Origin of the sequence: Mucilaginibacter sp. cycad4, assembly GCF_034263275.1 — a bacterium.
Classification (GTDB): domain Bacteria; phylum Bacteroidota; class Bacteroidia; order Sphingobacteriales; family Sphingobacteriaceae; genus Mucilaginibacter.
The window spans coordinates 633,907-656,374 of record NZ_CP139559.1; the positions used below are offsets into that span (position 1 = coordinate 633,907).

Annotated in this window: 15 protein-coding genes; 9 read left to right on the forward strand and 6 right to left on the reverse strand. The window is 45.4% G+C overall.

All coding sequences use genetic code 11. From position 1 onward, the window contains the following. Nucleotides 1-3: 3 nt before the first annotated feature. The 3 genes from SNE26_RS02740 to SNE26_RS02750 all read left to right on the forward strand — a co-directional run bounded on the left by SNE26_RS02740 (nt 4) and on the right by SNE26_RS02750 (nt 6,123). Complete coding sequence (locus SNE26_RS02740) at nt 4-2,856, forward strand: heparinase II/III family protein (RefSeq protein WP_321557849.1); 2,853 nt, start codon at nt 4-6, stop codon at nt 2,854-2,856. A gap of 4 nt (nt 2,857-2,860) precedes the next feature. Then, nucleotides 2,861-4,513 (forward strand): hypothetical protein, encoded by a 1,653-nt coding sequence (locus SNE26_RS02745; protein ID WP_321557850.1) that lies wholly within the window; start codon nt 2,861-2,863, stop codon nt 4,511-4,513. 341 nt (nt 4,514-4,854) lie between these two features. Continuing rightward, nucleotides 4,855-6,123: an alginate lyase family protein gene (locus SNE26_RS02750; RefSeq protein WP_321557851.1), complete on the forward strand. Its 1,269-nt coding sequence runs from the start codon at nt 4,855-4,857 to the stop codon at nt 6,121-6,123. A 152-nt stretch (nt 6,124-6,275) separates the two neighbouring features. Here SNE26_RS02750 and SNE26_RS02755 read toward each other — a convergent pair whose 3' ends face one another. The 6 genes from SNE26_RS02755 to SNE26_RS02780 all read right to left on the reverse strand — a co-directional run bounded on the left by SNE26_RS02755 (nt 6,276) and on the right by SNE26_RS02780 (nt 10,345). Then, complete coding sequence (locus tag SNE26_RS02755) at nt 6,276-6,647, reverse strand: alcohol dehydrogenase catalytic domain-containing protein (RefSeq protein ID WP_321557852.1); 372 nt, start codon at nt 6,645-6,647, stop codon at nt 6,276-6,278. A gap of 88 nt (nt 6,648-6,735) precedes the next feature. Continuing rightward, the gene (locus tag SNE26_RS02760; RefSeq protein WP_321557853.1) at nt 6,736-7,131 is read right to left on the reverse strand and encodes a cupin domain-containing protein; all 396 of its coding nucleotides are present in this window, start codon (nt 7,129-7,131) and stop codon (nt 6,736-6,738) included. 15 nt (nt 7,132-7,146) lie between these two features. Beyond that, nucleotides 7,147-8,214 carry an alpha/beta hydrolase gene (locus tag SNE26_RS02765; RefSeq protein ID WP_321557854.1) on the reverse strand — a complete coding sequence of 356 codons (1,068 nt, stop codon included), beginning with the start codon at nt 8,212-8,214 and terminating at the stop codon, nt 7,147-7,149. A 4-nt stretch (nt 8,215-8,218) separates the two neighbouring features. Next, nucleotides 8,219-8,773: a DapH/DapD/GlmU-related protein gene (locus SNE26_RS02770; RefSeq protein WP_321557855.1), complete on the reverse strand. Its 555-nt coding sequence runs from the start codon at nt 8,771-8,773 to the stop codon at nt 8,219-8,221. A gap of 64 nt (nt 8,774-8,837) precedes the next feature. Continuing rightward, a complete protein-coding gene (locus SNE26_RS02775) occupies nt 8,838-9,716 on the reverse strand; it encodes a helix-turn-helix transcriptional regulator (protein WP_321557856.1) in 879 nt (292 codons plus the stop codon). Between the two features lie 188 nt (nt 9,717-9,904). Continuing rightward, the gene (locus tag SNE26_RS02780) at nt 9,905-10,345 is read right to left on the reverse strand and encodes a nuclear transport factor 2 family protein (protein ID WP_321557857.1); all 441 of its coding nucleotides are present in this window, start codon (nt 10,343-10,345) and stop codon (nt 9,905-9,907) included. Between the two features lie 118 nt (nt 10,346-10,463). Here SNE26_RS02780 and SNE26_RS02785 point away from each other — a divergent pair, with 118 nt between their 5' ends. From SNE26_RS02785 to SNE26_RS02810, 6 genes are all read left to right on the forward strand, one after another. Next, nucleotides 10,464-10,850: a helix-turn-helix domain-containing protein gene (locus SNE26_RS02785; protein WP_321557858.1), complete on the forward strand. Its 387-nt coding sequence runs from the start codon at nt 10,464-10,466 to the stop codon at nt 10,848-10,850. Between the two features lie 619 nt (nt 10,851-11,469). Continuing rightward, entirely contained in the window at nt 11,470-11,799 is a 330-nt protein-coding gene (locus SNE26_RS02790) for a hypothetical protein (protein ID WP_321557859.1), read from the forward strand. A 452-nt stretch (nt 11,800-12,251) separates the two neighbouring features. After that, on the forward strand, nt 12,252-15,368 hold the full coding sequence (locus SNE26_RS02795) for a TonB-dependent receptor (RefSeq protein WP_321557860.1): 3,117 nt from the start codon (nt 12,252-12,254) through the stop codon (nt 15,366-15,368). A gap of 10 nt (nt 15,369-15,378) precedes the next feature. Beyond that, complete coding sequence (locus SNE26_RS02800; protein WP_321557861.1) at nt 15,379-16,782, forward strand: RagB/SusD family nutrient uptake outer membrane protein; 1,404 nt, start codon at nt 15,379-15,381, stop codon at nt 16,780-16,782. Nucleotides 16,783-16,799: 17 nt separating this feature from the next. Next, nucleotides 16,800-18,737, forward strand: a complete 1,938-nt coding sequence (locus SNE26_RS02805; protein WP_321557862.1) for a hypothetical protein — start codon at nt 16,800-16,802, stop codon at nt 18,735-18,737. Between the two features lie 15 nt (nt 18,738-18,752). Beyond that, on the forward strand, nt 18,753-22,388 hold the full coding sequence (locus SNE26_RS02810; RefSeq protein WP_321557863.1) for a hypothetical protein: 3,636 nt from the start codon (nt 18,753-18,755) through the stop codon (nt 22,386-22,388). Nucleotides 22,389-22,468 lie beyond the last annotated feature (80 nt).

Sequence of the window (22,468 nt, forward strand, 5' to 3'; positions counted from 1 at the left end):
AAGATGATAAAGAAGCATTGGGAAAGGCAAAACGTGAAGACCGGCCTTGTGTTATGTGGTTTGTTGCTATGGTTAATTACAATTACATCTGTGAAGGCACAACAGATGGATATCTCAAGTGTAAATGTAAAAGGCCATCCCCGCCTGCTTGCTGATGAAAGCACAGGCAGGGATAAGCTTAACGCACTTATAAAAAATGAAGGCTGGGCAACGACAACCTTTAACCAGATCTGGGCAGACGCAGATGCAAATGTTTCCCGTTATCAAACAGACAGCACATGGATGTCGTCGCGGTTGCAGATGTACTGGAAACAGCATTATACGGATGTTTTTATTAAAAATGGAATCTATGCTTATGCAACCGGTCATGCACTGGTGCCTACCGTAAGGTTTACCGGGACGCGGGACGCTGCCACCCAATATATACGCCCGAAGCTGGAAGACATCAAGCCTCACATGGATGAATACGGTAAATTGTACCTGCAAAACGGAACTGTGCCCGGCAAGCCATGGGAGTGGGTTGAGCAGTCAAAAACCGGGCGGATCATCGAGTCCATCAATATCGAGATCATTGAAAAGGCCCGGAACGCGGCAATGCTTTACTGGCTTACCGGCGATGAAAAGTATGCTGCCTTTGCCTATTCTATCCTGGATCCCTATATCACAGGGATGGGATACCGGAACGAGCCCGTTGATCTCAATCATGGTCATGATCAAACGCTGGTAGGTTTATCTGCTTTTGAAGTGATCCATGAAGATGTGCTGGAACCTTTAACCGCCGGGTACGATTTTCTTTTCCCCTATATCAAAAAACATCACCCTGAAAAATTACCTGTATATGCTGTTACATTTAAAAAATGGGCAGATCTTATTATCAAAAATGGGGTGCCTTTTAATAACTGGGATTTAATAGAAGCCAAGTTTGTAGCAGATATCGCTATCATCCTCGAAAATGATAATCAGTATGCAGATAAAAGAGGTTGTCAGTATTATCTCGACCAGATCCTGAATAAAACCTCTACCCGCCAATGGAGTTTGACCACACTGCTCAAAGGCTATGACCCGGTAATGGCTATCTGGGGCGAGTGTCCCGGCTATTCCCAAAATGTAATTGCCGATTTTACCGGGTTTGTAAACCTGTTTGACCGTACGCTGCATACCGATCTCCTCAAACAAATTCCTGTATTGCCCAAAGCAGTGCTGGCTTATGCACAATACCTGTATCCCAATGGTTACATAGTTGGTTTCGGTGATACCCATTACGGTAAGCTCCGTACTGACGCCATCTCCGACCTCATCCGTAATGCCCGTGTGAATAACAAAGCTGGACAGGAGGCCATTTACAGCCGGATGTTAAAGACCATGAATGCTATAGCACAGAAGGAAAGCTCCGAAACAGCCATGCGCCCAATGGGTTTCAATGCGCTGTTTGGCAATCCTCCTATTACTATTCCTGATACAGTTAAAGAAGGATTGCCGGGTGATTACCTTACGGCAACGTTTTGGTCGCCCAATGTAAGCTGGATGGTACAGCGTAACGGCCTGGATGTAAACACAGGGCTAATGATTTCACAAGCTGGTTCCAGCGGCAATCACATGCATGCCAACGGCATTGCTATGGAGCTTTATGGCAGGGGGATAGTACTTGCACCTGAAGGCGGTATTGGTGGAAGCTACTTTCAAACCGATTATGCCGAATATTACTCACAGTTTCCGGCGCATAATACCGTAGTGGTTGATGGCATTTCATCTTATCCGGCTATGAAAAGTAACCACCCCTTAAAACTCAACGCCTGTTATCCTCAATCGGCACAAAAAGCCGGTTATTTTAAAGGCATCACATTTTCGGACGTTTCTTTCCTTGAGCCCGAAACCAATGCCGATCAAAACAGGCTGATGAGTATTATCCGCACCGGTGATTCAACCGGGTATTATGTAGATATTTTCAGGTCGAGGCGTAAAGATGGCAAGGACAAAACACATGATTATATCTACCATAACCTTGGGCAGCAGGTAACTTTATCGGATAACAACAATAAACCGTTCAATATCCGGCCAACCGAGAAACTTACATTCGCCAATACAGAACTGGTAGGCTACGATTATTTCTACGATAAAAAATCGATCCAAACCGATCATGATTTTAAAGCCCGCTTCAACTTAGGTATCCCCGGCAGGGACAGCATATTCATGAATATGTGGATGAAGGGTTATGCCGACAGGGAAGTATTCAGTGTAAAGGCGCCGCCATCAAAGGCCTGGCGCAAAAATGAAATGATCCCGGATAGCATCGCCAACATGCCTTTACCTACGGTTGTTGTCCGTCAAACAGGCGAGGCATGGAGCAGGCCTTTTGCAGCTATCTATGAGCCATCAGGGGCTGCAAATAACGGAACTGCTATTAAAAGCATCAGTTCTTTTGGTAATGAACCAGGCTTTACAGGGTTAATAGTCAATAATAAATCCGGGCAAAACGATTACATATTTGCACACGCCGAAACTCAGCAGGTTGGTTTTCAGGACATGCAGTTTAAAGGATTATACGGTGTGATCAGCATTACCGGGAATAAACTGGTTCGGCTGTTTTTAGGTAAGGGGGTAAGTATAACCCGAAGTGGTTACAGCTTAACATCATCGCAGCTGGTATCTGCCGCATTGTGGCTGGAGCAAGGCAAGCTGCATTTTACTGCCGATCACCCGGTGAAGCTTTATTTGCCAGCCGGCATATTGCCTGCTCACCATACTATCACACTCAATAATGTGACGATAAAAGGCGAGCTGGTAAATCAGGGCGGCAATAAACAATGGTGTTTTAGTATGCCCGCAAGCACCGATGCTGAAATTGTATTGAATTAGAATTATGAGAAGGTATTGTCATTATTTTATTTTTTTAAGTGCGCTGATGTTGGCGGTTCTGCCGGTAGCACAAGCCGCTGTTTGGCAATGGTCGGTGCCGGTTAAGCCTGCTGGTACTAACAGGGACCCGTCAAGGGCATTTTTATGGATATCGCCAAATTGTAAACAGGTGAAGGCCGTCATATTCGCCCAAAACAATATGGAGGAGCAATTCATATTGGAAGATCCGGAATTTAGAATTGAAATGGGTAAACTGGGTGTTGCGGAGATCTGGGTTAGCCCCGCTTTTAACCTTAAGTTTTTATTTAACGAAGGCGCCGGAGATCAGTTTAACGCGTTGGTTAATGAGCTTGCCGATATTTCAGGTTACGGCGAATTAAAAACAACACCGGTAATACCCATGGGGCATTCGGCAGCTGCAAGTGCACCTTACTATTTCGGTGCGTTGAACCCCTCGCGTACGCTGGCTTGCATCTCGGTAAGCGGTCAATGGCCATATGTGCGAAATGTTTTTGCACCCGATATCTGGAGCAAAGATCAAAGCCTGGATTACATCCCTTGCCTGGAAACGATGGGCGAATACGAAGCTGCTAATACCTGGAGCGATGAGGGATTAAAGGAAAGGCAGGACCATCCGCTGTTGCCGTTGAGTATGCTATCCAACCCGGCCCAGGGGCATTTTGCTGCCACGCCGGAAAAAATCGGCTACCTTGCCTTCTACATTAAAAAAACCATGCAGTACCGCTTACCAAAAAATGCACCTCCGGGTTCTGCACCGAAATTGATTGATATCGACCCCACAAAAACCGGCTGGCTGGTTGATAAATGGCGCTATAATGAACTGCCCGCCGCAGATGCTGCACCGGTAGGCAGGTATAAGGGCGATGTTTCAGAAGCCTTTTGGTATTTTGATGAAGAAACAGCCCGGGCAACAACAGTTTACCAGGCGAAACATCGTAATCAAAAACCACAGTTAATAGGTTATGTACAGCATGGCCAAATGGTTGAACAGCGCAATACGCATCAGCAGGTAAACCTGAAATTTGAACCTGAGGCCGATGGGGTTACTTTTAAACTCCATGCTGCTTTTTATGATACTGTGCCCGGAGGCAGTCCCCGCTTACCTGTTTGGGCTGGCATGCCGGTTGGTTCTGCTATAGGGCATGCTGCCGGAAATATTCCTATAGCTATTAACCGGATTACAGGCCCGGTTATTAAGTTAAATGATTCCACTTTCAGGTTAAGTCCGCAGGCCGGTTATTGGGAAAATCCGCATAGTTATGAGCTCTGGTTTGCCGCAACGCATCCGGGAGATGCTGGTTATAAACCCGCCGTACAGCAATCATTGATGGTTGTGCCGCCGCGTAACACAATAGGGAAGGAGCAGTATATTACATTCTCCCCAATCCCTAATCAAAAGCAATACGCGAAAGGAATAAAATTGGAAGCCAGCTCGGACGCAAAAGTACCTGTAGGGTTTTATGTATTGGAAGGTCCTGCCGAATTATCAGGAGGCAAACTAAATATTGCAGCTATTCCGCTGCGCAGCAGGTTTCCGGTAAAAGTTACAGTAGTGGCCTGGCAATATGGCAATAGCCATGAGCCGAAACTGCAAACTGCGGTGCCCGTAGAACAATCTTTTTTTATTGAAAAATAATTGAAACACTTAAAATATTAAACCATGGTTATGCTTCTTCTAACAAACTCAATATGTATTACTTAAACCCCAAGCTGATGAAATAAATTAAAAACACTTTAAACCTAATAATTGATCCGGGGATGGATCAATTATGCTCATGCCCGGTATAAAATTCTCTCATTATACCCGGAAACTGATCGCCAATTATCAGTTAAAATCAATACTTAATAAAAATGTTTGACGGTGCTAAATCAGCGCGACAGGTGAGCTATTGCCTGAAGCAAAGGAAATGCTACTGAAAAATTGGTGCTTGTTAAATCGTACTAATTACATTTTACCAATTAAATTTTAGAAAAATTATGAGAAAAACTTTGTTTTATGTGAGTATCATTATGCTTGCAATGTTCACCGGCTGCTCTAAAGAAAAAAAAGGCCTGGCAGCTACAAAGGCCACCAACCAATCAAATGGCAACTTAAAAACCTCGACGATTGATTTCATACATCCCGGAACTGTACTGACCAAGCCGCAAATGCAGTATGCCTATGCCCAGGCAATGGCTAATGTGGAGCCCTACAAAACAACTTTTGCTAATTTTCAAAGCAATTATGCTACATTTTTATCCAGCAGTTATGCACCACATGCACATGCCCAGGTAGGCCGTAATTTATACAAAAGCGATTACGAAAATGATGCAATGGCTATGTTTGTAAACGGCGTTATGTGGAATATGACTGGCCAAAGCAGTTATGCCGACAAGGTTATTCAATTGCTTGATGCATGGGCCTCAACCTGTACCTCCATCCAATATCCCGACAACGACTGGCAGTTGTGTAATGGCTATGGGTTGCATTTTATGATTTATGGGGCAGATATGGTTTACAACTATTCGGGCCTTACCTCAACAAAAAAAACCAATTATAAAAATCTCTTCAAGATCTTTTATAATTACTATGCCGCCTACGCTGCAACTTATAGTAAAACAAGTCCGTTTGTTGTGGCCGGCTGGCCGTCATGGGGATCCAGTGCGGGTAAATTTATGATGGCATATGGTATTTTTTGCGAAAGCCAGACGGCCTATAACCTATCGCTTGAATACTTTAACAGGACTGCTGCCAATGGCGCCGACAATGGTACAAATGTAACTGCATTTTTATCTACAGGTCAGCCTGTTGAGGGCGGCCGTGACCAATACTATACGCAATTGTGTTTGGCCAGTTTCCTGGAGTGGGCTCAAATGGCCTATAATCAGGGCGACAAATCGCTTTATGACGCGCGCAGCGGGGTGATTGGTAAGGCGATGGAATATACGGCTAAATATAATCTTGGAAATAGCGCGACCTGGGATTCCGTAACCCCCGCAACACCAATCTGGCAGGTTACTCCTCCTATTGCTGCTATTTCAACGTCTAACCGTGGTAATTACCGGCCTATCTGGTACATGGCTTATAATTACTATCACCGTTACCGGGGTTTGAGTATGCCCTATACCGAGCAGGTGATGTCAAGCCATGTAAACGAAGGCGCTACAGCTACCATTACCGATGAAGTTGGATGGGGGAGTTTATTTTATTGTAATACCTCTCAAACTGTTGTTGCTCCGTCATACACGTGGTCGGGCATTTATTAAGTTCTTATTTTTAAACGCCGGGGCTAAGATTTGGCCCCGGTGTTACTTCTACTTCATTCTGCATTTAACATCTTTAAGAAAGCTATCGAATTTCCGTAAAGCATACTTGAAATAGTTACTACAAAGTTTTATGTTATAGTTATAGGTTTATTTCAGAAATTATCCGGCATTTTGAGCACATGGTTTACCTTGGCGACGATTTTTTCTGAAAAGCCGCCGCAGGTTACGCCGCCGGAAATTTTGTCGGGTGCATTAAATACTATTGTCCAGCCATTCTCGCAAAATTGCTCTTCGCCCTTATGACATTGATTACAGTGACCACAACTGTCTGCGATGCAGCCGATCGCGGCCAGATCGCCCACCTTAAACCTGGTGACCTCACTACCCACCTGCGTAACGCGGCCAACGATTTCGTGACCAGGAACAACGGAATAAGTAGTACCTCCCCAATCATTTTTTATCGCGTGCAGATTAGAGTGGCAGATACCACAATAAAGGATGTCGATCTCAACATCGGCGGGCATCACATTTCTGCGCCGGATCTCTATATTATGGATCGGCGCATCTGCCGCTTCAGTACCATATGCTTTTTACTGTTGTTTCCATTGTTTGCTATTTTGAATATTCGCTGTCGGTTACTTTTTCCATCCAGGTTACTACCTCGCCATTAACGTCTTCCTGAACGGCAATATGGCTCATGGCCTTATCCGGCGAAGCGCCATGCCAGTGCTTTTCATTTGGTTCAAACCACACTATATCGCCGGGCCTGATCTCTTCGACAGGGCCACCTTCACGCTGTACCCATCCCAAACCGGAAATGACAATGAGCGTTTGACCTGCCGGATGGGTATGCCAGGCCGTTCTGGCACCCGGCTCAAATGTGACCAATGCCCCGGCACCCTTGGTGGCTGCTTTCTTTTGAAATAAAGGGTCTATGCGCACGGCACCGGTAAACCAGGCTTCCGGCCCTTTTGATGATGGTTGCGCCCCGTTTTTAATGATCTCCATGATATCGTTATTGTTTTAATTTAAGTATTTGTTAAAAAAAGCGGTTAATTTATCAAAAGGGATCAGATCGGTCTTATCATACAGATCGACATGCCCTGCGTTAGGAACAATGTATAATTCTTTTGGTTCTCCGGCCAGTTTGTAAGCCTCCTGGCTGAACTCCCGCGAGTGTGCGTTGCTGCCGGTAATAAATAACATGGGCCGCGGTGATATGGTTTCAATATCGTCGAACGGATAAAAGTTCATGAATTTGACGTTACTGGTCAATGTTGGATGTGTTGTGGTTGCCTTTGTTGCTCCTTTAGGCGTGTATTCGCCGCGCGGCGTGCGGTAAAAGGCATAAAATTCGCGTTGTATAGAATCAGTATGGGCATCCAGCTTAGCCACTGTGCCGCCGGTGTATTTTGTTGCACCACCTGTAAACTCCACATAACGCTGTTCTGCTGCATCTGCAATGATTTGCTTTCTTTGATCCGGGGTTAGCGAGTGACGTATAGCATTGCGGTTGGCAGCCCCCATATCATACATACTTACCGTGGCGATAGCTTTCATGCGCGGGTCGATCTTTGCTGCACTGATAACAAAGCTACCGCTGCCGCAAACCCCGATTATGCCAATCTTTTCCCGGTTCACAAATGGTTGGGTGCCCAAATAGTCAACTGCCGCACTGAAATCTTCTGCGTAAATATCAGGTGATACCGCGTTGCGCGGCTGCCCGTCGCTTTCGCCCCAGAAAGACAGGTCGATTGCCAGGGTAATAAACCCACGGTCGGCGAGGGTTGAGGCATAAACATCGGCACTTTGTTCCTTCACCGCACCCATAGGATGCCCAACAATAATGGCTGCATGTTGTTGGCCCCGGTCCAGGCTCCCGGGAATAAACAGATGCCCGGCTACTTTCATCTGAAACTGGTTGTAGAAAGTGACGGCATACAAAGTAACCTGGTTACTTACCTTAAAGGTTGTATACCCCTTTGATGATATTTCTTTCATTGTTACGGCTTTTTGGCTGTTTTTGATCTGTGCATCAGCGCGGCCCCAAAGCATCAGCAGGGCCGTTATGGCAATAAGTAGTTTTTGCATGTTTTTAAATAGTTTTGATAATTTTTGCGGGAATACCGCCTGCAATGGAGTTATCCGGAACATCCCTGCTAACCACTGCGCCCGCCGCAACAACCGCATTTTCGCCGATGGTTACGCCCGGCAGGATTGTGGCGCCAGCGCCGATCCATGCTTTGCGTTTGATTAAAATGGGCCTGCAGATCAGCCCCCGCCTGGCGGCAGGATCTAAGGGATGGTTTTCCGTTATCAGATTCACCTTCGGGCCGATCAGTACATCATCTTCCAGTGTAATACCTCCCATGTCCAGGAAGGAACAGGCATGATTGATAAAAACGTTTTTGCCCAGTTTAATGAAGCGCCCGAAGTTGGTATAAAAAGGCGCGAATACAGCAGTGCTTTTATCTAACGCTGTGCCGGTGATCTCGCCAAGCCTTTCCCTGATCTCGCCCACGCTGGTTGCCGCGTTGAGCAATGGCGATAATGCCAGTGTCCTGCTCACAACTTCATTCACCTTAAAAAAATCAGGATCAGTAAGCTCAACCAGTTCTCCGGACTTAAGTCTGTCGAAGATGTCGTTCATAACGCAAAGTTCGGGCAGATTGTGGCTTCGCTGTTTATGAGAATCAAACCAATAGTTAAGAGTTTCAAACTCCTGCGCCGCGCAGGGAAGTTGGATTGGTGCCCGTTATGCGTTTAAAATAGTTGTTGAAATAGCTGGGATACTCAAAGCCGAGGGCATAGGCAATGTCTGCAATGTTCCAGTTAGTATGCTGCAGGAGCGCTTTGGCCTCATGGATGATCCGTTCGGCAATATGCGTGGTTGTAGATTTACCTGTCGCCACTTTAACCATACGGTTCAGATAGTTCACATGTAAGGCAAGGTGCTGTGCGTAATCCTGTGCGGTTTTCAATCCAAGGGGTTTGTCAGGACTTTCAATGGGGAATTGCCGTTCCAGCAATTCAAAGAAAACCGCTGTTATTCTTGACGTTGCATTTTTATGCTGATCAAAATGCGCTGATGGTTGCAGCTTCATGGCTTCGTGCAGGATCAGGTTGATATAATTGCGGATCAGGTCATCCTTATAAGCATACTCACTTCGCTGCTCGTTGATCATTTTCTGAAATATCGTATTTAAAAATGCTCTTTGTTGCTCTGTGATCGTCAGTATGGGCGTGCCACCTATTTTAAAAAACGGCGATTGCTGCAGCATGTTGCTTCGTTCTGAGACGTTCAGAAACTCTTCCGAAAACAGACAGGTATAGCCTATATAAGTGGTGGAGATCGTTTCCCATGAATAAGGTATATGCGGATTACCAAAGAACAAAACTGTGCCTTCTGCTTCAAAACTCCGGTCGGCATAATGTATAACGCTTTTACCTGTGGTAAGGCATATCTTGTAAAAATCTTTTCTGCTATAGGTACGGGTTGCCGCACCATCTTCTTCTATCTGGAAGACGTTGAAGCCTTTGAGTTTGAGCTCCCTGTTGAATTCAGAGATTGAACGCGTCTGTGCGGTATCCATAATGCAAAGTTAAGTAATTCAAACCCGAAGACTGGTATAAGCAGCAGCCGTATTGCAAACTAGTTCGCTATGGGCCGCAAATATTCAGCGGCAACACGGTAATCGCCCTGTTGCCGCTTGTGATCACAAAGTCTTATTTGTTTGTTTGAGATAAGTCAATTTCCCGAAGCTGTATCGCCCCGCTTTGATTAATTCTTCAGCTCTCTTGCTTCTACGATAATGAAATAACCAATACGTTCTTTGATTAACCATTTTCCATTTTGGCACACATAGGTATCATTGTATTTGACGCTGTAGTCTGAAATAATATTCTTTCCTTCAGATTCCCTGATCATTTTGATTTGGGAAAAAGACACGCCCGTTGCAGTATCTCCGTCTATTTTTACGATATGCTGCCCATTCAGGGTGAAATAGGTTTTCACCAGTGCTGCGTGCCCGTTAAATTCTTTTTCCAGGTTTTCGGTACCGGAAACATTTGCTGCTAAAAAGTCTCCCATATAAGCTTTATAGATAGCATCCGGTGTAAGCAAGCCCATTTGTTCCTTAATCTTTTTTTCATCGCCTAAGTATGCATACGCATCTATGAGGCCTCTTAATTCTTCTTTGATCTTTAAAATTTCTGATGTCATGATTTTACGTTATTTAGTATTTGAAAATGTTTTATGAAGGTAAAAATAGACTACATTTGCTTACATTTTGTTAGCAGTTACCTAAAGGTTAGTAACTAATAATTAAGTAATTGAAATAATGAAGATTGAAAACAAGCAAAATCAACCGATAGACAATAAGGAGTTTACAGAAGAATGTGCTACCATACTAAGTGCTGTGAGTGATGCGTTGTACGCCATAGGAGGGAAATGGAAATTGATGATCATTATTGCTATGGCAAGAGGCAACAACAGATTCACAGAACTCCAGAGGCAGGTTAAGGGAATTTCTGCGAGGGTACTTTCCAGCGAGCTTAAAGAGCTGGAACTAAACGGATTTATCATAAAAAAGGTATCCGTCGGATATCCTGTAATGATTGAGTATGAATTATTGCCCTATAGCCACACGCTTGAAGAGGTTGTTGGCGCATTAACGAAATGGGGTATACAGCACCGGCAGAAAATAAAAGACGACCTTAGAAGTTAAACCCAGTAACCCGAACCGCTTCGAAGTGACTTTGACCTTCCTGCTGGCCCGCCAACCAGTAAAATCGTTAAACTGCCCCGTATTTGTATTGCCTGTAGGGATGGTAAAACTCTTGACTATATATTAAAATTATCTCATTATTTAAGGGTTAATTGGGTTCCTGACGAAATATAAAGAAACAGGTATGCAAATGATGTTGGGAATAGCTATTTGTTTGATGCTGGAGTAAATATGTTGAATGTTGCAGTCTCCCGTGCAAAAGACTCATTATTAACTATCGCTAAATTATAAGCGTAAAAATTCGGAGGATGAAAGTGAATGATTGCTGTAATTTTTCCTTTTTAAGGTGAAGAAATTAGTGTGGGGTGTTTTTTGAACACTAACTTCAGGATGACCATTAAATAAATCAAATCACAGTTGTGATTTGCGTTCATTCCGGTTTTGCCAGTTTTTCAATGATTTGTTTTAGAAGCCATTACCGGAACTGGTCTTTAAGCCATATCAATATTAGCCTGGGCTTTCGGAAAGTTATGGGGATACTTCGGAATCGGTGAAGGACTTTTGCCCAATGAACAAGAAAGTTAAAAATGATCCAATCGGCCTGCTGTTCTAACTGGCATTGGACAAAAAACTGGCCTCAGATCTCAGCAAATATCACAAGAACAACCTGCGTTACTCTTTTAATTATTTCATGGAATTTCTTGATGAGGCCGAACGTGAAATGTCGATCCGGAATTTAACCACCTCCGGGATCGAAGAGTTCCTGCAACTTCTCGGCTCACACACCACGTATTATATGAACAGGCGTCGTGATTTGAACATACTTTTTAACCTTGCTTCGAGGATGGTCGACGAGGATCTGCCGGCCGCCAAAAGAACAGAATCCCGGAGGGTGAAGGCCACGCTACATTTGGCGTACGAAAAGGGTAATTGGAGTATTGTTACGTAAGTGATTTATTTTCAGTGATTTTTATCCTGATTAAATAATGTTTGGCGGAGAATTAGTGATTTGATTTAACCCAGTTTTTCGTCGCCTAATTGATATTTCTAATGGTTCGCAATTCCATACTTCCCGAAGTTAATGCGCTTTCTTGATTTTGCATGTAAATGCCTGAATCTGCCCGATACGTTTTGATAACAGTAATAATATGTTTGCCTTGACAGTAGTCTCTGAATTATCTGGCATTAGTTGCAAATGATGCCCATGAATTTGGGATGATGTTAACCAATTATAATGATGGCGCTTTTTCGGGGAGCGGATTTTTTATCCGGCTAAACTCGTGATCGTCCGGCGTGCATGCAGCCGGGATATGGGTTGGCGGTTTAGTAAATCACCTTAATGGGCTTCTAAAGATTTAGCGTCACCAGGCACGAAACCAATTTGACAATTAACAATCAATTATGAAATTATTTTTACTTCAATGGAAGTATAAGCATAAAGCATTAAGCCTTTGCGCTATACCTGCAATTGTAAGCTGTATCACCCTTAGCAGTACAGCAGCTTGTGCAAATGCATATTCCGCAGTTAATAGCGGCACATTTCACCTTGTTCCGGACAATGTTATCACGGGTGCCGTTACCAGCAAAGGACAGCCGATGCCTGGTGTAACGGTGGCCGTTAAAGGGCAAAAAGGCGGAACAATTACCGATGCTAACGGGCGTTTTACCATCAAGGCTGGTGATAATGCCATCCTGGTATTCAGCATGGTAGGCTTTGTGAAACAGGAAGTTCCTGTTGGTACAAAGACCAGTATCTCTGTTGAACTTGTTGAAGAATCAACCTCACTCAATGAAGTCGTGGTTGTTGGCTACGGCACTCAAACCCGTAAAGACCTGACATCGTCTGTATCCTCTATCAAAGGGGAGGACATTGCCAGGGTGCCGGTAACCAATCTTGACGCCGCTGTGCAGGGAAAAGTTGCAGGTGTGCAGGTGGTTCAAAACTCGGGCGCACCAGGCGATGAAACCTATATCCGTATCCGTGGTAATGGCTCTTTATTTGGTGAAAACAGGCCTTTGTACGTAATTGATGGTGTTCCGATGAACAATATTCCTGCGGGTGTATCGCCGCTTGGCGGAGACGGGCAACGGATCACGGCTACCAATGACATTAACCCCAATGACGTTGAATCTATCGAGGTGTTGAAAGATGCTGCGGCAACTGCTATCTATGGCTCTCGTGCTGCGGCCGGTGTGATCCTGATAACAACCAAGAAAGGCAAGAGCGGACGGGCCCGCTTTAATTTTAATGCCTATACAGGTGTTGCAACCGTAACAAAAAGGCTTCCCCTGCTAAACGGCGATCAGTATGTTGACCTGATAACCGAAGAACGCGCCAATGCTAACCTGCCTGTTGACCCTGCAATTGTTAAAACCGGCATCAATACCAACTGGCAGGATGCAATTTTCAGGAACGCGCCTATTTCTGAGTACAATTTATCTGTATCGGGCGGGGATAAAAACATTACCCATTATTTATCATTCGGTTACCTGGATCAAACAGGTACAGTTGTAGGGCAGCAGCATTTTAAGCGTTTTAACGGACGCGTAAACCTGGAGTATAAAGCTACTGATAACCTGAAAATAGGCATCAGCGTTAACGGCATGCACTCCCTGAACAATCGTATCGACAATAGTTTCTCCGGGCAATCGGTACTTGCCAATGCGTTGATATATAATCCAAATTATCCAATTTACAACGCCGATGGGAGCTATTACTATGACGTTAACCGCAGGGCTACCAACCCGGTAATGCTGGCCAATAACCTCCGTTTTGTATCCATTGTTGATCGTTATGTAGGCAATGTCTTTGGCGAATATGCTATTCTGCCCAACCTGAAGTTCCGCACAAGTTTCGGTATGGATAACCAGGGCATCCAGGATGATCGTTATCAATCCACAGAGATCAACAACAGGAGTGCAGCTACCGGTGCGGCCGACTTTTTTACGCAGATGCTTTGGTTGAATGAGAACACCCTAACCTATACAGCTAATTTGCCCAAAGGGCATTCACTTTCGGGAGTGATAGGCGAAAGTACCCAGGTAACCAGTATCCGCCGCATCGGCGCGGCAGGGAATACCAGCGCTACAGATCTGATCGAGGCGATAACCGGTTTTACCAATCGTACCGAAGCAAGCGATTATCGCTCAAAATCTGGCTTGCTTTCTTACTTCGGTCGTGTCAATTATAATTACCAGGACAGGTACCTTGTACAGGTAGCTGCCCGTATTGATGGGTCTTCGCGCTTTGGTAACAACCAGAAGTATGGATTTTTCCCGACAATCTCCGGCGGCTGGCGCATTAGCAACGAGTCGTTCATGAAGAATCAGCATTTTATCGATGATCTGAAACTGCGTGCAAGTATCGGCGTTTCGGGGAGCCAGGAAGGTTTAGGAAATGATTTTCCATCATTGGCTACTTACGCTACCGCCATTAATTATGGCACAGAGCCGGGTATTGCTGCTTCAACCTTATCAAATAAAGATTTAAGCTGGGAAGCAACCACACAAACCAACCTCGGGATTGACCTTTCTCTTTTCAATAGCCGCGTCAATATCACTGTTGATGCCTATCTGAAACAAACCAACCGTTTGATCTTCAAGCTCGATCTGCCTTATACATCTGGTTTCGCCCGGACGAATGGTGCTAACATAGGCAAACTGCAAAACAAGGGTATTGATATCAACGTGAGTACCGATAATATCAGGGGTAAATTTCGGTGGAGCACTAACTATAACATGTCTTTTAACCGGAATAAGATCACCGAGCTTCCTCAATTGGTTGTAGGCGATCCCAGCAGCTCCGATTTTACAGAAAGTTTGCCCGGCCTTTATGGCACAACGCTTCCAACCAGTATCTATCGTGTAGGCGAAGCTGTCGGGTCGTTTTTTGGCTACAAGAGTTTGGGTGTAGATCCTGCTACCGGAAATATGATCTACCAGGATACCAACGGCGATGGAAAGATCAATGCTGCCGACAGGGTTATCATCGGGAATGCGCTGCCAAAATTCACGGGCGGCTTTACCAATACATTCAGTTATAAGGGATTTGACCTCAGTGTTTTCCTTTATTTCTCATACGGTAACCAGGTATATAACCAAACCCGGGCAATCTTGGAGCGTATGGTTGGATACAACAATGGCAGTACCACCGTTTTGGGACGATGGACACCTTCTAATACCAATACCAACGTGCCTAAAGCAATCTTTAATGACCCGGTTGTTACCAATAGCCTCACCAACGGCGAAATGTCTTCGCGCTGGGTAGAAAACGGCTCGTTTCTCAGGCTGAAAAACATTACGCTGAATTATAATCTCCCTTCAACCTTTTTAAAAAGAATGCGGATCCAGTCGGCAAAAGTATTTGTGAGCGGGCAAAACCTTGCGTTGTGGACAAAATACTCAGGTTATGACCCGGAAGCGCAAAATCAGTCGGTTAAAAATTCACAGCTGGGTATCGATTACGCTGTTCAGCCGCAACCACGTACCATAAGCGCAGGCATCAATGTTAGTTTTTAATTCAACAATCATGAAAAAGTTTTTAATAACGCTCCTAATACCCGTATTGCTGTTTAATTCATGTACCAAGGTACTTGACCAGGTTCCGCAGGATAAAATCACCGAAGAGAATTTTTATAAAACGCCGGCAGATGCGGAGGCCGCCGCCACAGGGATTTATGATGCTGTTCAGGCATTATCTACCCAATATCCAGTGGCTTTTGATGCTGCCTCAGATCTGGCCAGTGCTTTACTTATCAATTATAGCCCTTTTTCGCAGCATGGCATCACGGTAGATAACGCCATAGTTGCTTCTTACTGGCAAAATAACTACACAGGCATTGGCAGATGTAATGATGTACTGAAAAATGTACCGAACATTGACGGTAGCTTATTCGCCACCGGGCAAAAAGAAAGGATTTTGGCCGAGGCATATTTTACAAGGGCTTATTTTTATTTTAACCTGGTGAAAGCCTATGGAGGCGTACCCCTCGTAACTACGCCTTATGATTCGTTCAATGCCGATTTCACCATTGCCCGTTCTACGTCTGACCAGGTATTCGCCCAGATCGTGACCGATCTGAAAAATGCCGAAACCAATCTTCCCTTAAGTTACCCTTCCAATATTGATACGCGTGGCAGGGCTACCCAGGGTGGAGCAAAAGCCTTACTGGCCAAAGTATACTTAAGCATGAAGGACTACAATAATGCTGCCGCGAAAGCATTGGAGGTGATGAATAACACTACCTACAGCCTTGTTTCGGGCGCTACTGCTTACTCGGCCATGTTTTCAGCTTCATCCAAAAACAGCAACGAATCTATTTTTGAAATCCAGTATGTAAGCTCATCGTCTGAAAGTAATGGTTTATTCAGTTTGTATGTACCTACGCCGGCCCCTTCAGGTATCCAGGGCGGCAGCTACCAGATAGTACCTACAGATAAAATCATCAACGCTTTTGAAACCGGTGATATCAGGAAAAACGTGTCGGTGAGCAATAGCCCGGCCACACCGCCCGTGCCGTATGTTGGGAAATACTTAAGGCTTACCAATGGTACCGACCCCAATATCATAGCAATCAGACTTGCCGATATCATCCTGGTCCGTGCAGAGGCGCTTAACAACCTTGGGCAGGTTGCCGAGGCAACAGAAGCGCTTAACATGATCAGGAGGAGGGCATTTGGGTTGCCGGTAACAACGGCCTCTGTCCGGGATTTTCCCAGTGCAAATGATGTAACTAACGGCTATAATCTTACACAGGCAATTGAGAACGAGCGGATGAAGGAGCTGTGCTTTGAAGGACAACGTTTTTATGACCTTGTAAGAACGGGCCGCGCTACTGCGGTACTTGGAATCTCTGCTAACCAAATGCTTTGGCCCATACCACTGCGTGAAGTTGGCCGTAACCCTAAGCTACAACAAAACCCTGGTTATTAATTTCAACAATGAGATCTATGAAAAAGAAAGTAATTTATGTGCTGCTGGCCTGTTTTGCCGCATTTGGTACCAGTTGTAAAAAGCAAATTATAGCCGGTGATGGTCATTCAAAACCGGCCTTAACCACAGGTAATCAAAACCTGCCCGCCTCAGTAAACGATTATACCGTAACCTGGTTCGGGAACAATTTTGCAGATGTTGACAATCACGTAGGTAATGCGGCCCGGTCAATGTGGGTTTCGCCAGATGGTATAGTTTATACAGCATCGGGCTGGGATGAAAAGAGCAGGAACATTGGTATATACCAAAATGGTGCTACCATCGGGGCAATGGGCGGTACTAAAGATTCGCAGGGAAGCGCTATTAGCGGCGATTCAACGTCTATTTATACAGCCCAGGAAGCCCCGAATGCAGGCTACATCGGCCGCTATGGCCGAAGCACTAAAACGCGAAACCTGCTGTTTAAAGCAAGTAACGGAACAGGTGACGCTATTCGCGGGATAGTGGTAAACGGCAGCGAGATTTTTGTAAGCGATTTTGCCGGAAACAGGATTGGCGTATATAGTAATGCAGGCGTTTTGCTCAGAGAGTGGACGGTTACTGAGCCGGGAGCTTTAGCGATGGACAGCCAATCCAACCTGTGGGTTGCCCAGATGAGCACAGGACAGGTAAAAAGTTACAGTACTACAGGTGTTGCCGGTGCGGTAATTGATATGGGAACCAACAGCCGGCCTTCCGCACTTTATTGCGATAATACAGCAGGGTTACTTTATATCGGTGACCAGGGACCTGATCAAAATATCAAAATTTATTCAAACCTGTCGGCAACTCCGCAATTGCAATCTACTTTTGGTGTTACCGGTGGCTACCTGGAATCAACAACCGGTATCCGCGGGCAAACCGGGGATAAGCGGTTTACCAGGGTAGTAGGGATAGGAAAGGACAATACCGGGAAGCTGTATGTGCTCAATAACCCGTGGGGGGGATCATGGGATTTAGGGCGCAACGGTGCTACCGATATTCATTGTTACAGCACATCCGGAACATTATTATGGGTACTACAAGCGCTCAATTTTGAAGGCAATGCCGGAGCGGATGCCGGGACAGATGGCGCTGATTTTTACAGCGGAAACATTTTTTATACCTATAGTGGTACCGGAGGGGGAAGGTTTAAAGGCAATACCATAGACCCATTCCGTTACCCGGCCGACCCTCGTATTAACCTCGGTGATCCATCAAGAGGCCTGCATTTCGGACATTTCGCCAATGTTGGCGGAAAAAGGATCCTGATAGCATGCGGTCAAAACCCTGATACCTTCTACAGCTTTTATTTTAACAGGAATACCGACGGGTATATCGGTATCCCGGGCGATTTTTTTACCAAGGTAAGGAATGGCTTCGCCTTAGATTCGCTGGGAGGTGTCTGGATCTCACAGGATAAAACCAACGCTATTCAATATTATGAGCTTACGGGCTTTGCCGGCAGCGGAAAGCCAATCTGGGCTTCGCCTGTGAGTACAGCTGTGCCCACAACGATAGCTCCCCTCAACCGCCTGGCCTATGTACCCAATGGCGACCGGATGATACTGGCCGGAGGAAGCGCCGACTGGACGCTGATTGGTAACCGGATAGAAGTTTATAACGGATGGAAGGCAGGCAACCGTACGCCAAATACCGTAATTACGCTTACCAGGGGCCAGGCCAAATCGTTAACAGCTTCTGGTAATTATGTATTTGTGGGCTATTACGCAGTACCTAATATTGATATTTTTGATCTTGCCACCGGAACCCTGGTATTGAGCATGACCACCAATAATAATGTTTACGTTGGTAACGATGTTGATTCGATGTACGGCATTAGCGCTTACAGAAAATCAAACGGGCAATACCTGGTAACCAAAGATGATTACAATGCTAATAAGGTGGTACTTTATCAATGGACACCGGGCCAATAATAACCGCAGCTATAAATGAATACAATTAATTCGATACTACTAAAATGCCTGTTCCTGTTGCTGTTGGGAAGCCCGCTTTTCGTAACTGCTCAAATGACTTCTCCGGAGCAATGGGTAAATTATGACCAGGTTTTCAATCTCAAAACGGGCTTAAGGCAATATAACTATGACGTTGCCCTCATCCGTTCCAGTACCAATACCAATATACTTTGGCCCGGCGAACAGCCGGGCTATACCATCCAGGTTGTCAACAACCTTGATGGTCCCCTTGAGGTTACGGGTAAACTGGAAATTATCCGGTATGGTACCAAAGGCAGGCCCAATGATGTTTGGCTGCCCGAAGTGGTAAAGTTTGCCACGGTTTCTTCAACAAATCTGCCCGTTTCAATTAAAACTAAAGGCTTTACCAATATAGATGTAAAGCCACTGATCCCGGCCACTTTTGGAGGATATGCCCTTGTTCTTGACCTGGGTCAATACGGTCGCCGCCTTGTTTGCAGTGTGGTAAGAACCTTTGCGGCCAATCCTAAAAGGCTGCAATATCCCAAGCAGTCGCTGGATGATATGGATCCGGATTTTCTGCAGCGGCTTGGCGTTCAGGCAATAAGGATGGGGGTTGATTATTTCCCAACTACAGATGCCGATTATCAGGGCAAATTATCTGTACTTTATGAGAAACTAAAAAAATACCACGACAGAAATATAACAGTCTTGTTGATGTTTGGTGCAGGTACTGCAAAATTACCGCTTGATATGCCCAGGCCGTTGTTAAACGATGAGGGCGTGATGCGTAAAACCAAGCAGGACTGGGTTTGGGGGCCTTCTTCCGATCCTGATTTTGCAAAATTCGTGAACCGGTTCTGTGTCGATCAGGGTTGGCCGAAGGGGCCGGTTACAGCAGTTTCTTTGTGGAATGAACCATGGGAAGGAAGTTCAATTTCTGGCTGGCAATCTGATATTCCGCGATACCGGGAAATTTATAAGGCGATGGCCGATGCGGTTTTAGATGGCCGCAAAAAAGGGGCTGATGTATTAGTAGGGGGAGGGGACTCGAATTCGAATGCCTGGGACAAACTTTTTGCTGATGGCAAAATGACCTTCCTGCCCATCTTCGATTTTTGTTCCATCCATTACCAGGGTATGGAAACCCCAAGCATTTACCCGGAGTGGGTCAACCGCAAATCGCCGAAAGGCAGGGTGAAGATTTGGGACACGGAAAGCTGGGTGGGCAACACAGATGACCGCATCGGGCTGACTGTAGCAACCAACAGGTCTACCGGCTATGACCGTTCTATGGGCATCTACGCAGGATACCTGTCAACAGGGGGCAGGGGCTCTGAATATTTTAAACAAAAAGTAATGACAAATTCAGGTCATGTTATGATCGACAGGATCCCCGATGCCTGGTCACCGGCTGTTGGAGTAGGCGCGGTGCAGCATTTGGTTGGAGAAAGGGATTTTAAAAGGCTGTTGTTTAAAAAAGGCTTGCCCTGGATAATGTTGTTTGACGGTAATGGCCATAACCCTGACGACGGTACAGCGGTTGTATGTGGTGACATTGGTGAGGCTTTTGGTACCGAACGCCTGCTTTTCAGGAACGTTAGGGGGCTTAAGGAAATTGAGGATAAAGAACTGATCCGAAAGCAATTGAATGATAAATCGCTTAGCACCGCTCAGAAAGATAGCCTGCAACGCTTATTGAAAATAAATCAGCCGCTTTCGGGAGGCTCAATGGTTATCCCTGCCGATAGCCACTTTAGGCTGTATGATTTTTACGGCAATCTTATTCCGTCTGAAACAGGGAATATCCGGGTTCCGCTTAATACACAGGGGTATTACCTCAAATCTGATGGAACAAAAGGCTCTTTCGGCAGGCTTGTTAAGGCTATGGAGCACGCCAGGATCTCAGGATATGAGCCAATTGAAATTATTGCTAAAGATATGACGGCGCGCATTGAGCAAAAAGCCGTACTTAATCTTCAGCTAACTAATATTCTTAACCGGCCGGTAAGCGGGCAATTGCAGGCTACGCTTTCGGATTTTGAATTGGCATACAGCAAAAACATAAGTATCCGCCCTCACGAAACTATCACTGTGCCACTGCAAATAATCAAAGGTAAAGCTAACAGTGCCAATGTTTATCCTTTAAGTGCCCGCATCAAAACGCCGAAAGATGGTATTGCTGTGTTGAATGAGGAGATGCATGTTAACACCATTTCAAAGATCCCGGTAAAGGTGGATGGTAACCTGGACGAGTGGCAACAGGCTATACCGCAAACGGTAAGCAGTAAAGGAACGGAAAGTGTGAGCCTTACGGAAGCTGCCTGGTATCCGTTCAAAAACTTTGATAACAGGGCGGAGGGTTATGCTAACGGTTATTTCGCCTACGACGATAAAAACTTTTACTTCGCCGCTAAGGTCGCCGATAATACGCCGCATCCGGGCACTTATCGTTTCGAAAACAGGCCCGACGATTCATTTTTTTATCCTGATACTGCTTATATCATGGATATGGATAAGACGCTTATCGCCAAAGAGGATAGCGTCCCCTCAAAAAGCAATGACAATGGCGCTTTACAAATGCCTGTTGGAAACGGACGGATCATGCACTTCCTCTCGAGTAGTGATGTAGCTTACGCATTCGGTATCGATCTGGGCCTGCCAGCACAAAAGTATACCAGGGTGTCTTTCTATATGCCCAATATCAGGGTGCCTAATGCTACCATTGAAGTATTTGACGCTCAGACCGGCAATTTTCTTTTACGAAGAAAAATAGATAATTTATGGCAGGGGGCATTTGAAACCTTTGATCTTGCAGGTAAGGTAAGAATAGTTTTCCGCACCTATAACTGGTGGACATCGGTAAAAGTTGCCGGGATCTCCTTCGATGATCCAGCTAATCAGGAGGTTCATGACAAAGCCGTTTTTGTTAAGGAAGACCTGGATAGCAGGGGCAGTTGGAAAGGGCTTTACGGAAAAAACGGATATAATATCGTGGGGACGGCCGCAAAGATGCCCGAAGGTGTAAAACTCAGCATTCCCGAGGTGAAAGTTAAACTTCCGCTTCCATGGCCCGATGGCGTACGTCATTATACCTATCGTAAAAATCCTGTAACCCCGGATAATTCGGGGCTTGGCTTTTCGTACGATAATGTGATCCTGGCATTTAATGTACTGCCTGCCGGAGCCGATGGTATGCTTGCAAACCCTCCGGGAACCATGCCAGGGTATACAGGTTATAAGGATACCGATTATGAGTACGCCATGAACAGCGTAGCGCCGGAATATGGCGGAGGTACAGAAATGTGGCGCTTGCTAACGCCGCAGCTCAATAGGAAGCACTTCTTTCCCCGCCAGCCAAAATCTGCAGGCGAAGGGCCGGTAAAGAACAGCCAGCTGGTTATTAAAAGGCTCGGGAATACGCTCATTACTGAATGCGCCATCCCCTGGTCGGAAATACCGGACGTTCATAAGGCGCTGGAAAGCGGAAAGAAGATCAAATTGTCGTTCCGCGTAAATGACAATGCTTCGCCTGCTGCCACAATGGAACTGCCTAAAGACAGGAGTGTTTCCAAATTAAATGCCAGGGCCTTTCACCCTGACTGGAAAACGCATTGGGCAAACGAAGTTGAGTTTGGTTTTGAAAAATAAGTATTCAGAAGCAGAAAATACTTTAACATTGTTTGGACCATTAATATCAAAAACTGTCCGCTGAAGCATTTCAGCGGACA

Bases quoted from the DNA above. Each gene is read 5' to 3' on its own strand.
- SNE26_RS02740 (WP_321557849.1), top strand. From the start codon at position 4: ATGATAAAGAAGCATTGGGAAAGGCAAAACGTGAAGACCGGCCTTGTG.
- SNE26_RS02745 (WP_321557850.1), top strand. From the start codon at position 2,861: ATGAGAAGGTATTGTCATTATTTTATTTTTTTAAGTGCGCTGATGTTG.
- SNE26_RS02750 (WP_321557851.1), top strand. From the start codon at position 4,855: ATGAGAAAAACTTTGTTTTATGTGAGTATCATTATGCTTGCAATGTTC.
- SNE26_RS02755 (WP_321557852.1), bottom strand. From the start codon at position 6,647: ATGCCCGCCGATGTTGAGATCGACATCCTTTATTGTGGTATCTGCCAC.
- SNE26_RS02760 (WP_321557853.1), bottom strand. From the start codon at position 7,131: ATGGAGATCATTAAAAACGGGGCGCAACCATCATCAAAAGGGCCGGAA.
- SNE26_RS02765 (WP_321557854.1), bottom strand. From the start codon at position 8,214: ATGCAAAAACTACTTATTGCCATAACGGCCCTGCTGATGCTTTGGGGC.
- SNE26_RS02770 (WP_321557855.1), bottom strand. From the start codon at position 8,773: ATGAACGACATCTTCGACAGACTTAAGTCCGGAGAACTGGTTGAGCTT.
- SNE26_RS02775 (WP_321557856.1), bottom strand. From the start codon at position 9,716: ATGGATACCGCACAGACGCGTTCAATCTCTGAATTCAACAGGGAGCTC.
- SNE26_RS02780 (WP_321557857.1), bottom strand. From the start codon at position 10,345: ATGACATCAGAAATTTTAAAGATCAAAGAAGAATTAAGAGGCCTCATA.
- SNE26_RS02785 (WP_321557858.1), top strand. From the start codon at position 10,464: ATGAAGATTGAAAACAAGCAAAATCAACCGATAGACAATAAGGAGTTT.
- SNE26_RS02795 (WP_321557860.1), top strand. From the start codon at position 12,252: ATGAAATTATTTTTACTTCAATGGAAGTATAAGCATAAAGCATTAAGC.
- SNE26_RS02800 (WP_321557861.1), top strand. From the start codon at position 15,379: ATGAAAAAGTTTTTAATAACGCTCCTAATACCCGTATTGCTGTTTAAT.
- SNE26_RS02805 (WP_321557862.1), top strand. From the start codon at position 16,800: ATGAAAAAGAAAGTAATTTATGTGCTGCTGGCCTGTTTTGCCGCATTT.
- SNE26_RS02810 (WP_321557863.1), top strand. From the start codon at position 18,753: ATGAATACAATTAATTCGATACTACTAAAATGCCTGTTCCTGTTGCTG.